Genomic DNA, 12560 nt, shown 5'->3' on the forward strand with positions numbered 1-12560 from the left:
TCTGAAACAAAAGAACGTCATGCTGAGCTTGCCGAAGCATCTCTACCACGCCATACGATGCGGTAGAGATGCTTCGGCAAGCTCAGCATGACGTTCTTTTGTTGTAGTCCCCTAGCCTATTCAGCCGCACCCCACCCAAAGCTAACGGCCAACTGCTACCAGCTAACAGCTTACTTACATGGAACCCCTAGTCCGCATTCAGGCACTCACCCAACGCCTGCATTACCTTAACAATCAGTATTATCAGCACGACATCTCTGAGGTGAGTGACCAGGAGTTTGACCGCCTGTTGGCCGAGCTTACTCAGCTTGAAAAGGACTACCCGAGCCTGGCCTCGCCCAACTCGCCCACCCAGCGCGTGGGTGGCACCGTCACCAAGCAGTTTGCCCAGGCTACGCACCGCTACCCCATGCTGAGCTTAGGCAACACGTACTCGGAAGACGACCTGCGCGAGTTTGACGAGCGCGTGCAGCGCGGCCTCGAAGGCGCGGCCTACGCCTACGTGTGCGAACAAAAGTTTGACGGCGTAGCGATGAGCCTAGGGTACGAAAATGGCGAGCTGCACCAGGGCGTGACGCGCGGCGACGGCACTCGCGGCGACGTGGTGACGGCCAACGTGCGCACTATTCGTACCCTGCCTTTGCACCTGCACGGCGAATTTCCGGCCGACGCCGAGGTGCGCGGTGAGGTGTTCATGCCCAATCAGGTATTCGACGACCTCAACCAGGAGCGCGAGCAAAACGGCGAGGCGCTGCTGGCCAACCCGCGCAACGCGGCCAGTGGCGCCCTCAAGCTGCAGGATTCTACCCTGGTAGCGGCGCGGCGGCTGCGCTTCTACGCCTACTCGGTGCTCACGCCGGGCCGGCATTTTGCCAGCCACAGCGCCGCCCTGGAGGCCGCCACCGCCTGGGGCCTGCCGGTGTCGCCCACCTGGCGGCGTTGCGCCAACCTGCAGGAGGTGCTCGACTACATCCACGAGTGGGCCCAGAAGCGCTTCGAGCTGCCCGTCAACACCGACGGCATCGTAATAAAGGTAGACGACCTGCGCCAGCAGGACCAGCTGGGCCTCACCGCCAAAAGCCCGCGCTGGGCCATCGCCTACAAGTACCCCACGGCGGCGGCCCGCACTCGCCTCAACGAAATTATCTACAACGTGGGCCGCACGGGGGCCGTCACGCCCGTGGCGCTGCTCGACCCCGTGCCGCTGGCCGGCACCATTGTCAAGCGCGCCAGCGTGCACAATGCCAACCAGATAGCCCTGCTCGATTTGCGCCTGGGCGATATGGTCTTTGTGGAGAAAGGCGGCGAGATTATCCCCAAAATCACAGGCGTGGACCTGGCCGCGCGGCCCGCCGAGGCCATCCCGGTGCGCTTCCCCACCGAGTGCCCGGCCTGCGGCACCCCGCTGGTGCGCCCCGAGGGCGAGGCCCACTTCCGCTGCCCCAACGAGCGCGGCTGCCCACCCCAGAGCAAGGCCCGGCTCGAGCACTACGTGTCGCGCAAGGCGCTGAACATCGACGGCTTAGGGGCCGAAACCGTGGGCCGCTTCTTCGACCTGGGCTTGGTGAATACACCCGCCGATATTTACGACCTGCCCCAGCGGCGCCCCGAGCTGGTGACCCTGGAGCGCCTAGGGGAGAAATCCATCGACAACCTGCTGGCGGGCATCGAAAAAAGCAAGACCGTGCCCTTCGAGCGCGTGCTTTTTGGCCTGGGCATTCGCTACGTGGGCGAAACGGTGGCCCAAAAGCTGGCTCAGCACTACCGCACCATGGCCGCTATTATGGCTGCGCCGGCCGCCGAGTTGGCGGCCGTGCCCGAGGTAGGCGGCGTGATTGCCGACTCGGTGGCGCTGTGGAGCCAGCAGCCCGAAAATCAGGCGCTGGTGCAGCGCCTGGCCGCCGCTGGTGTGCAGCTAGCAGCCAGCGGCGAGCCGCCTAGGGCCGTGAGCGACCGCCTGGCGGGCCTCACCTTCGTGCTGTCGGGCGTGTTCGAAAACTACAGCCGCGAGCAGCTACAGGACCTCATTCAGCAGCACGGCGGCAAAATCACGGGCTCTATCTCCAAGAAGCTGAGCTACCTGGTAGCCGGCGAAAATATGGGCCCCGCCAAGCGCGAAAAAGCTACCACGCTCAAGGTGCCCATCATCTCTGAGCAGGAGCTACTGGCGCTACTACCCACCGGCGGCGCAACCGACGAGCCTACCGATGAGCTACCGGCGGCCGGGCAGCAGGGCGAGCTTTTTTAGGCTAGGGCGAAAAGCCAAGCGGTCATGCTGATCCCCGCGAAGCATCTCTACCAAACGTCACCTAGACGATGCGGTAGAGATGCTTCGCGGGGCTCAGCATGACCGCCTTTTTAAAATACTTAATACTTTAAACCAAGTCACCCAACTCCTTTATCCCCAGAGTTCTCTCCACGGTAAATCCTTCGCCAAACTCCACCCCTATCAGGTGGCCAAACTCACGCGCCCGCGCTTCCATAAAGCGGTGAAAAGTATCACCAGACAAGTAAGTTTGCGGCGCAGCAGGGTCGGCATTAGGGTTAAAAAACTGGGTGCCGTAGGCGTTGATGCTGGCCCATTTGCCGGCCCAGTGCGGGGTAATATCCACCACAAAGTCGGCCACCAGCTGCCGGTCCTGGATGTAGTGGTACACGTGCTTGGGGCGCCAGGCGGCCTGGGGCTGCCCATCGGCCCCTAGGGTCTCAATCATGCGCAAGCCGCTCAGGAAGCAGGCGTCGGTGGCTAGTTGGGCGCCGCGCCCGTGGTCGGGGTGCCGGTCGCTGATGGCATTGCAGAGCACGACCTCGGGCTGGTAGCGCCGCAGCGCGGCAATGAGGGGCAGCTGGTGCGCCCGGTCATTTTGGAAAAAGCCATCGGGCAAGCCCAGGTTTTCGCGAACACTTAGCCGCAGGATTTTGCTGGCAGCGTCGGCTTCGGCTGCCCGGGTCTGGGGGGTGCCGCGGGTGCCCAGCTCGCCCCGCGTAAAATCGACGATGCCTACCTTTTTGCCCGCCGCTACGGCTGCCAGCAGCGTGCCCGAGCACGACATCTCCACATCATCGGGGTGGGCCCCAAGGGCCAGAATATCTAATTTAATCACGGATTACGCGGATTTTAACGGATTTCACGGATTTTGTGGATGGCCTTATACGCTGCTGTCATTCAGCAGTTTTGCTACGCGGCTAGCTAGTAGCCGGCACCTATAAGTAGCAGTTGCAGTAGCCGCTGTAATTAGTAACCATTGCCTTATTTGGCCAGGAACCACTGGCCGGCTAACAAATGGCTACTTTAAACCCATTTTCCGCTACTGGCGCTAGAAAAAGCAGAGCGTCCACAAAATCCGTGGAATTCGCTAAAATCCGCGCTAATCAGTGGTCTATTTAACCCGCAGCTTTTGGCCGGGCTGGAGCTTACCGCGCAGCTTCGGATTGAGCTTTTGAAGGGTACTGACGCGCACGCCGTAGCGGTCCGCAATTTCGGAGAGTGTATCCCCTGAGCGCACCCGGTGCAGGGCCACTTGGCGGGCGGCAGCGGGCTCGCGGCTCCGACTTCGGCTACGGCCCCGTCCGCCGCCTAGGGCCCGGTTGTAGTAATTGAACAGCGAAGAAGTGATGCGAAACGTCTCGCTCTTCAGCTTGTATTCGGGAAAGCTGTAGACGTAGGTCGGGTTGATGGGATTGCCCTCGTAGCGCACCTCGAAGTGCAGGTGCGAGCCCGTACTGCGCCCCGTGCTGCCGCCTAGGCCGATCACCTGGCCGGCCTTCACGAAGGTGCCCACCGGCACCAGCGGCTTACTCAAGTGCCCATAGAGGGTTTCAAGGCCATTATAATGGCGCACAAGCAGATAGTTTCCGTAACCGCCCCCATCCCACTTGCTGATGCGCATCACGCCATCAAATACCGCCCGCACCGAATCGCCGGTATTCAAATCCAAATCGACCCCAAAGTGCCAGCGCCCCCAGCGAAACGTAAAGCCTGAGGTAATGGGCGTGGTGGCCAGGGGCATTTTGGCAAAGCGCTGCCGCTCGTCATCGGTCAGGTGCAGCACCAGCGTATCGCGGATGCGGCGCCCATCCACCCGATAGGGATTAATATTATGCGTGTCCCAGATGGAATAGTAGCCCGCCACGCGCACCCACGAGGTATCAATCAGCACCTCGTCAGACATTTCCACTATCTCCTGCCCGCCCTCGTTGAGCGTGGTGGTGTCCTCGCTCACGATGCTGAGCTTGCGAGCGGGGTTAAAAATCGACTTGGCAGCGTCCGACTTTTCATCGGGCAGTTGCTCAGTTTCGATGATGGTAGTCGTGTCGGGGCGCACGTAGCGCATGGTGGGAGCCTTGGCCCGGAAAAAGTCGCCGCGGGCGCGCGGCGTACCAGCTCGCGCCCGCGGCTTGCGGTGCTGCGCCCAGGCCGACGGCCCCACCAGCAAGCAGGCCAACAGCAGAAGCAGGCCGGTAATGTGCTTTAATGAAGTCAAATCAAGCTCGCTAAACCGGCCGGGAGCGCTCATCAGGCAGTTCCCGGCCGGCAGTCTAGGGGGTAGTTAACGCGCAAAGGTCGCCGGCCGGTATGCGTCGGCTGCACCAGCTCAGCCTTTAGCTCTTCAGCCCAGCCAGGTAGCGCTCGGCGTCGAGGGCAGCCATGCAGCCGGTACCCGCGGCCGTTACGGCCTGCCGGTAGGTAAAGTCCTGCACGTCGCCGCAGGCAAATACGCCGTCCACGTTGGTCTTGGCGGTGCCGGGCAGGGTCTTCAAGTAGCCCTGCTCGTCGTGGTGCAGGTATTCCTGAAAAATCTTGGAGTTAGGCTCGTGCCCAATAGCTACGAAAAAGCCGTGCACGGGAATCTCCTTCTCCTCACCGCTCATCAGGTTCTTCACCCGCACAGCCTCCACCGCATGCTCCCCCAAAATTTCCTCCGTCACGGTATCGAACAGCACTTCAATCTTGGGGTTTTCCAGCACCCGCTTCTGCATAATCTTGGAAGCACGCATGGCATCCTTACGCACCAGCATATACACTTTCGAGCACAGATTAGCCAGGTACGAAGCCTCCTCGGCCGCCGTGTCGCCGGCGCCCACAATCGCCACGTCTTTACCGCGGTAGAAAAAGCCATCGCACACCGCGCAGGCCGACACGCCCGCCCCGTTGAGGCGCGCCTCCGAGGGCAGCCCCAGCCACTTGGCCGAGGCCCCGGTAGCAATAATTACCGCGTCGGCCGTTAGCTCCGTGGTTTCGTCAATGGTGATTTTGTGCGGGCAAGCCGAAAAGTCCACCTTGGTAGCAATGCCGTAGCGAATGTCGGTGCCGAAGCGCTCGGCCTGCTTTTTCAAGTCTTCCATCATCTCCGGGCCCATCACCCCATCCGGATAGCCCGGAAAGTTCTCCACATCGTTGGTGATGGTTAGCTGCCCGCCGGGCTGCAGGCCCATATACATAACGGGTTTCAGGCCGGCGCGCGCAGCATATATAGCGGCCGTGTAGCCCGCCGGGCCCGACCCAATTATCAAGCAATGAATATGTTCCATGAAAAAGTCAATAAAGTGGGCGTAAACCAAGCGGACGCCCTACAAAAAACCCCAACCTCACGGTCGGGGTTTTCAATTGCAAAAATAACGCGGAAGTCTTAGCCTAAGTACGGCTTCAGCGCCTTCGAACGCGAGGTGTGGCGCAGACGGCGGATAGCCTTTTCTTTTATCTGGCGCACCCGCTCGCGGGTTAGATTAAATTTCTCGCCAATCTCTTCCAGCGTCAGGGCAGCCTCGCCGTTCAGCCCGAAGTAGAGCGTAATTACGTCGGCCTCGCGCTTGGTCAGGGTCGAGAGGGCGCGCTGTACTTCCTTGCGCAGCGAGTCGTTCATCAGCCCCGAGTCGGGCGTTTCTTCGTCCTCGTTTTCGAGCACATCGAGCAAGCGGTTTTCCTCGCCCTGCACAAACGGTGCGTCTACCGACACGTGACGACCCGAAATTTTCAGCGTGTCCACCACTTCCGAAGTCGTCAACTCTAGCACCTCAGCAATTTCTTCGGGCGAGGGCTCGCGCTCGAATTTCTGCTCCAGCTCCGAGAATGACTTGCTGATTTTATTCAGCGAGCCCACTCGATTCAGGGGCAGGCGCACGATGCGGCTTTGCTCGGCCAAAGCCTGCAGAATGCTTTGGCGAATCCACCACACGGCGTAGGAGATGAACTTAAAGCCCCGAGTCTCATCAAAGCGTTTGGCGGCTTTAATGAGGCCTAGGTTGCCCTCGTTAATGAGGTCGCCAAGGCTAAGGCCCTGGTTTTGGTACTGCTTGGCTACCGACACCACAAAGCGCAGGTTAGCTTTAGTAAGCTTTTCGAGCGCTTTCTGGTCGCCGTCGCGAATGCGTTGGGCGAGCGTTACCTCTTCGTCGGGCGTCAGCAGGTCCACTTTACCAATCTCCTGGAGGTACTTATCTAGCGACTGGCTCTCGCGGTTGGTAATCTGCTTGCTGATTTTTAGCTGTCTCATCGGTAACGGCGCTAATTAACTAGTTTTCAAAGGGTAAGTGAGAACGCATAAATTCTCCAGCTTTCCGCCGGTTTAATAGTAAGCAACGAGCTTACGCGGCCGAAAGTTCTATTTTATATAGGAAGTCGTAAAGAGGCTTGGAAGTTACTCCATAGCCCTCGTTTTTGCTTGGAAAGTCGGCCTAGGGTGGGAAACTTTGTTAAAGCGTTTCCCACCCGCCGTATTTACTACTTCAGGCTCTGCGCCAAGCCCTAGGCGGGCTTGGCCAGCAGCACCTTGCGCGACAAACGGTACTTGCCGGTTTTCTTATCGATATCCACCAGCTTCACGTCGATGTCCTGCCCTACTTCGAGCACGCCCTCCAGCGAGGCAATGCGCTCGTGGGTGACTTCCGAGATGTGCAGCAGGCCGTCCTTGCCGGGCATAATTTCCACGAAGGCACCGTAAGGCTGGATGCTGCGCACCTTGCCTTTGTAGACCTCGCCCACCTCGGGCTGGGCCGCAATGGCGCGGATGCGGTCGATGGCACCTTGCATATCGGCTTGGTTGGCGGCATAGATGCTCACGTGGCCCTTCTCGTCCTTCTCCTCGATGATAACCGTGGCGTTGGTATCCTTCTGAATCTGCTGGATGACCTTGCCGCCCGGCCCGATTACGGCGCCGATAAACTCTTTGTCAATCAGCATCTTGTGTGAGCGCGGCGTATGGGCCTTCAGCTCGGGCGCCGGGGCGGCGATGGTCTTAGCCATCTCGCGCAGGATGTGCAGGCGGCCTTCGCGGGCCTGGTGCAGCGCGGCGGTCAGAATCTCGTTGCTCAGGCCCTGGATTTTGATGTCCATCTGGCAGGCGCAAATGCCTTTCTCGGTGCCCGTTACTTTGAAGTCCATGTCACCGAGGTGGTCCTCGTCGCCTAGGATGTCGCTCAGCACGGCGTACTCGCCGGTTTCCTTGTCTTGTACGAGGCCCATGGCGATGCCCGCCACGGCGGCGCGCACTTTCACGCCCGCGTCCATCAGCGCCAGCGAGCCGGCGCACACGGTGGCCATCGAGCTAGAGCCGTTCGACTCCAGAATGTCCGACACGATGCGGATGGTGTAGGGGTTTTCGTCGTCGGGCGGCAGCACTTGCTTGAGCGAGCGCATGGCCAGGTTGCCGTGGCCAATTTCGCGGCGGCCGGCGCCGCGGTTGGGCTTCACCTCGCCGGTCGAGTAACCAGGGAAGTTGTAGTGCAGCATGAAGCGGTTGTAACCCTTGGTCAGCGGCTGGTCGATGATTTGCTCATCGAGCTTGGTGCCGAGGGTGGCCGTGGTCAGGCTCTGGGTTTCGCCGCGGGTGAAGATGGCCGAGCCGTGGGCGCCGGGCAGGTAGTTGATTTCCGACCAGATGGGGCGAATTTCGGTAAGCTGGCGGCCGTCGAGGCGCACGCGCTCTTTTACCATCATGTCGCGGATGGCTTTCTTCTCGGCCGAGCCGTAGTAGCGGCTAAACATTTTCATGTCCAGCTCGGGCTGCTCAGCCACTAGCTTATCTAGGAACGCCTTTTTAACGCCCGAGAAACCTTCCTTGCGGCCGCTCTTGCTAGTGTTGCCCGAGCGGGCCACGTCGTAGGCACCCTGGTAGATACCCTCGTGAATGAGGGCCTTGAGCGCGTCATTTTCCTCGTACTTAGGATATTCGCGGGGCTGGGCGTCGGGCGTGCGGCCCACGGCCTCGGCCAAGTCTTTCTGCAGCTGCACCTGGGCCTTGATGGCCTCATGAGCGAAGGCGATAGCGGCTACCATCTCTTCCTCGCTCACCTCGTGCATCTCGCCCTCTACCATGGCTACTGAGTCGCCGGTGGCACCCACGATGAGGTCCATGTCGGCGCGCTGCAAGTCGCTGGTTTTGGGGTTAATCTGGAACTGGCCGTCGATGCGGGCCACCCGCACTTCCGAGATGGGACCGGCAAAGGGAATATCCGAAATCGAGAGCGCGGCCGAAGCGGCCAGGGCGGCCAGCGCGTCGGGCTGCACTTCTTTGTCGGCCGAGATGAGGTTAATCATCACCTGCACCTCGTAGTGATAGTCTTTGGGGAACATGGGCCGCAGGATGCGGTCCACGAGGCGGCAAATCAGGATTTCGTAGTCGGAGAGGCGGCCTTCGCGGCGCTGAAAGGAGCCAGGGATTTTGCCGGCCGAGCCGAATTTTTCCTGGTAGTCAACCGACAAAGGCAGAAAGTCAACACCTTCGCGCTGGCTGGGGGCCGATACGACGGTGGCCAGCAGCATGGTATCGCCGAGGCGCACTACGACGGCGCCATCGGCAAATTTGGCGAGCTTGCCGGTTTCAATGGAAAGCTGGCGGCCATCGGGCAGCGCCAGCGTTTTGGTAATCGCGTGGGGAGCGGGCATCAGTGGGGAATTAGACAAGAGACGTTTTAGACTAGACATGAGCGGGTGCGGTCTGGTTCGGCCAGGGCCCTAGGCCCGGCTTCCACGTCTCATGTCCGGGGCAGCACTACGGGGTAAAAAAAGAGCAGGGAACCTTCGGTGTGAAGGCTCCCTGCTGATTGGCGAAGGGCTTACTTACGGATGCCCAGCTCCTTAATGATGGCGCGGTAGCGGTTAATCTCGCGGTGCTGGAGGTAATCGAGCATCCGGCGGCGCTTACCAACCAGTTTCAGCAAACCCAGGCGGGTGCTGTGGTCCTTCTTGTTCACCTTGAGGTGCTCGGTCAGGTGCTGAATGCGGTGCGTAAACAGCGCAATTTGCGACTCGGCCGACCCGGTATCGGTGCTTGATTTCTGAAGGCTGTTTTTTTCGAAGATGGCCTGCTTGGCCTCGGTCGAGAGAATCATCGGCAGATAGGTTTGACCCCGTCTTAGATTGTGAAATAATAAGAAAAGCTCACCCCGCACCGCGAGGCGGGCGCAAAGGTACGTGAAAACTTTCACGATTCCAAGGCGCCCTAGCCCCCTGGCAAGCATTGGCCCGCGGTGTTGCTAACCCTGCGCGGGCTGCGGCAGCACCAACTGGCGCAGCTTGGGGAAGCGCGGCAGGCGCTGGGCCAGCCGCCGCCAGAAGTCGGTTTCAAGCAGGCCCGAGTCGTGATAGGCTTGGTAAAGAAAGAATAAGCCAAACGGCAGCAGCGCCGCAATGGGCAGGAAGGTACCGGTCCAAACGGGCAAAATAAAGTCCTTGGCGTACTTCTCGCCCATGGTCGTGAACACGTAGAACACGATGAAAAACACGATGGACACTAGAATGGGCACTCCAATGCCGCCTTTCTTGATAATGGCCCCTAGGGGTGCGCCAATCAGAAACATGAGCACGATGGCCAGCGACTGGGTAAACTTCTTATAAATCTCGATGCGGTGCTCGGCCGAGTCGTGGGCTACTTCTAGTAGCCGCGCCGAGGTAGCCCCTATAAAGCCTTGCGCGTTGCGCGCCCGCGACAGGGCCTGCTCGGCACCCTGTACCGTAAGGGGCGGTAAGCGGTTGGCTGCTACTTGCAGCCGCTCGGCCCGGCGGTTCTGGCCCCGCCCCGCCGTGTCGAACCGCATGTAGGTGTAGTAGCCACTTAGCTGCAGGGGCAGCAGGCGGCGCTCGTGCTGCAGCTTTTGCTGAATGGAATCGGTAGCGTGCCGAAGCTGCGGAATCGTCAGCATCATCCGGTTCGATTTAAACAGCTCTTTCTTGGTATTATTCAGGTTAAAGGAAGCCAGCGAAAACGTTATCACGTTCTTCTTAAAGCCCTCACGCGCAAAAGAGGCGGCGTTGCGGTCGCGGGTGTCGGGCTGCTCCACGTAGGTATGGCCACGATGCAGCTCCATAACCAGGTACTGCCCGCTGGCCCGCGTAAACATGCGCCCCGAGTCGGCCAGCATCATGGTCGAGTTGCCGCCCTGCTGCCGGTGGTCGTATATCATAACGCCCATCAGAATATCGTGCTCGGGCCCCACTTTCTTGTCCACCTTGATGGTGAAGCCCGGAATACCGTTGTAGAATACGCCTGGCCGGATATCGAGGGCCAGCTTTTTCTGTCGCACGTCCCAGAGCAAGCTATAGGCCCCCAGGTTGGCTTTCGGCACGATATGCTCATTAAACCAAAAGCCGCCGGCCGCCAGCCCCAGGCTCAGCAGCATTACCGGCCGCAGAATGCGCGTGAGGGCAATGCCCGACGACTTGATGGCCGTCAACTCGTGGTGCTCGCCTAGGCTGCCGTAGGTCATCAAAGACGAGAGCAGCACTGCCAGCGGCAGCGAGATGGGCACGATGAGCACCGCGAAATAAAACAGCAGCTTCACGAATACCAGCAACCCTAGGTCCTTGCCCACCAGGTCATCAAGGTATTTGAGCAGCGTTTGGGTCAAGAAAATAAATTCTACTACCGCAAACGTGAGCAGGAAAGGTCCGGCAAAAGCCTTAATTATCAGCTTATCGAGTTTTTTAAGCATAAGTAGCGCAGGGCCTAGGCCCGCTTCTCAACGCAGCGGTTGGACCGATAGTGCAGGGGCGACAAACTAACGGCGGTTGCCAGCCTCGCCGCTTACTTGCTCGCGCAGGCGGTGCACCAGGCCCTCCCACAGCTCCAGCTGCTCCTCGTCGGAGTGGCTGGAATAATCGGTAACTCGCAAAAACACTTCCTGCGTAATGCGTGAGGATTCGAGGGTCAAATCCAGGTAGCTAGCGTCGCTTTTCGGCTGCTTGTGCTCGTCCAGAAACACGTAGCGAATGCTGCGGCCGGGGCGCTCGGCGGTCACCTCGGCGTAGTGGTTTTGCTGGTCCCACACCAGGGTCAGGCGATGGTCGGGGTCGAGGCGGGCAGCATCGCAAAACCACTGCGCCAAACCCGAAGCAGAGGCAATGTAAGGAAACAGAATTCGCGGCGAGGCATTGATAGCGTATTCGCGCTCGAAGCGGCGCTTGCTGGTTACTAACTCAGGCATAGGTACTTTATAGAAAAGAGCCCGACCCTTACCGCTGCGAGAGTGGCCTGGTGGGCAAAAAACAAGAATTTATGCGCGCAGAGATTGGGAAAAGAGACAGTTTTTTCCTACCTTTGCGCTCCCAAACACCACCCGGCGGGGTAGCTCAGTTGGTTAGAGCACAGGATTCATAACCCTGAGGTCACGAGTTCAACTCTCGTCCCCGCTACTTTCAAAAGCCGTTTCAGCTTAGCTGGAGCGGCTTTTTTGCATTGCTAGCAGTAGCAGCAAGCTTGGCAGGGGGCTAAAAGCAAAAAACGCGCCTACCTCCTCCCAGGGGGCAAGCGCGTTTCAGATGCAGTTTGGGTGAGTGGCTCCCCGAGGGTGGAACCACTCGCGTTTACTTCACTTTCTCGACGATGCCCGCGAAGGCAGCCGGATGGTTGAGGGCGAGGTCGGCCAGCACCTTGCGGTTGAGGTCGATGCCAGCGGCTTTGAGGCCGCCCATCAGCTGCGAGTACGAGAGGCCATGCTCGCGGGCGCCAGCGTTGATACGCTGAATCCAGAGGGCGCGGAACTCGCGCTTCTTTACCTTACGGTCGCGGTAAGCGTACACCAAGCCTTTTTCAACGGCGTTTTTGGCGACGGTCCAGACATTTTTGCGCCGGCCATAGTAGCCTTTGGCGAGGCGCATTACCTTTTTGCGGCGGTGGCGCGAAGCCACGTGATTGACACTGCGGGGCATAGTAACCTAGTTGTTTTTTGGCAGCCGGCGCGCTGGTTCAGCAGCAGCTTGAGTTTCGGCCGGAAGCCGGGATGAAAATAATTATGAATTACGAATCAAAAATTATGAATTGATTTCGAGTCACTTAGCTACATCAAACTAGCTAACTCATGATTCATAATTTCTACTTCATAATTAAATATTGAGCATCTGGTTCACCCGATTCATGTCGGCGGTGCTTACGAGGCCGGCGTGGGTGAGGGCGCGCTTGCGCTTGGTGCTTTTCTTGGTGAGGATGTGCGACTTGAAGGCGTGCTTGCGCTTCACTTTGCCGGTGCCGGTGAGCTTAAAGCGCTTCTTGGCGCCCGACTTGGTTTTTACTTTGGGCATGGTTGGGGGTTGATTATTGATTGTTTGGAACTGACGCCGGCTCCTA

Annotated in this window: 11 protein-coding genes and 1 tRNA gene; 2 read left to right on the forward strand and 10 right to left on the reverse strand. The window is 59.3% G+C overall.

The genetic code is table 11. The features are described 5' to 3' along the window. Positions 1–178 precede the first annotated feature (178 nt). Positions 179–2248: an NAD-dependent DNA ligase LigA gene (gene ligA / locus HHL22_RS04685; protein WP_169529789.1), complete on the forward strand. Its 2070-nt coding sequence runs from the start codon at positions 179–181 to the stop codon at positions 2246–2248. 127 nt (positions 2249–2375) lie between these two features. Here the strand turns inward: ligA and bshB1 are convergent, their stop codons facing one another. The 8 genes from bshB1 to HHL22_RS04725 all read right to left on the reverse strand — a co-directional run bounded on the left by bshB1 (position 2376) and on the right by HHL22_RS04725 (position 11421). Then, on the reverse strand, positions 2376–3101 hold the full coding sequence (gene bshB1, locus HHL22_RS04690) for a bacillithiol biosynthesis deacetylase BshB1 (protein ID WP_169530971.1): 726 nt from the start codon (positions 3099–3101) through the stop codon (positions 2376–2378). Between the two features lie 279 nt (positions 3102–3380). After that, a complete protein-coding gene (locus tag HHL22_RS04695; protein WP_241737964.1) occupies positions 3381–4484 on the reverse strand; it encodes a peptidoglycan DD-metalloendopeptidase family protein in 1104 nt (367 codons plus the stop codon). A gap of 118 nt (positions 4485–4602) precedes the next feature. After that, positions 4603–5532, reverse strand: a complete 930-nt coding sequence (trxB, locus tag HHL22_RS04700; protein ID WP_169529790.1) for a thioredoxin-disulfide reductase — start codon at positions 5530–5532, stop codon at positions 4603–4605. A 98-nt stretch (positions 5533–5630) separates the two neighbouring features. Beyond that, on the reverse strand, positions 5631–6494 hold the full coding sequence (locus tag HHL22_RS04705; RefSeq protein ID WP_144842942.1) for a sigma-70 family RNA polymerase sigma factor: 864 nt from the start codon (positions 6492–6494) through the stop codon (positions 5631–5633). Between the two features lie 251 nt (positions 6495–6745). After that, positions 6746–8884, reverse strand: a complete 2139-nt coding sequence (gene pnp / locus HHL22_RS04710; RefSeq protein ID WP_169529791.1) for a polyribonucleotide nucleotidyltransferase — start codon at positions 8882–8884, stop codon at positions 6746–6748. Positions 8885–9054: 170 nt separating this feature from the next. Next, positions 9055–9330, reverse strand: a complete 276-nt coding sequence (gene rpsO / locus HHL22_RS04715) for a 30S ribosomal protein S15 (protein WP_169529792.1) — start codon at positions 9328–9330, stop codon at positions 9055–9057. 144 nt (positions 9331–9474) lie between these two features. Continuing rightward, on the reverse strand, positions 9475–10929 hold the full coding sequence (locus HHL22_RS04720) for an LptF/LptG family permease (RefSeq protein WP_169529793.1): 1455 nt from the start codon (positions 10927–10929) through the stop codon (positions 9475–9477). Positions 10930–10995: 66 nt separating this feature from the next. Further along, on the reverse strand, positions 10996–11421 hold the full coding sequence (locus tag HHL22_RS04725; protein WP_169529794.1) for an START-like domain-containing protein: 426 nt from the start codon (positions 11419–11421) through the stop codon (positions 10996–10998). 134 nt (positions 11422–11555) lie between these two features. On the opposite strand from HHL22_RS04725, the gene HHL22_RS04730 reads away from it, so the two are divergent. Further along, positions 11556–11629 (forward strand) — tRNA-Met (locus HHL22_RS04730). Positions 11630–11800: 171 nt separating this feature from the next. Here HHL22_RS04730 and rplT read toward each other — a convergent pair. Both rplT and rpmI read right to left on the reverse strand, forming a co-directional pair. Further along, positions 11801–12145, reverse strand: coding sequence for a 50S ribosomal protein L20 (gene rplT / locus HHL22_RS04735; protein WP_169529795.1), 345 nt, complete (start codon positions 12143–12145; stop codon positions 11801–11803). 174 nt (positions 12146–12319) lie between these two features. Continuing rightward, positions 12320–12514 carry a 50S ribosomal protein L35 gene (gene rpmI, locus HHL22_RS04740; RefSeq protein ID WP_169529796.1) on the reverse strand — a complete coding sequence of 65 codons (195 nt, stop codon included), beginning with the start codon at positions 12512–12514 and terminating at the stop codon, positions 12320–12322. Between the last annotated feature and the right edge of the window lie 46 nt (positions 12515–12560).

The sequence above is a fragment of the Hymenobacter polaris genome, from assembly GCF_012927305.1.
GTDB lineage: Bacteria > Bacteroidota > Bacteroidia > Cytophagales > Hymenobacteraceae > Hymenobacter > Hymenobacter polaris.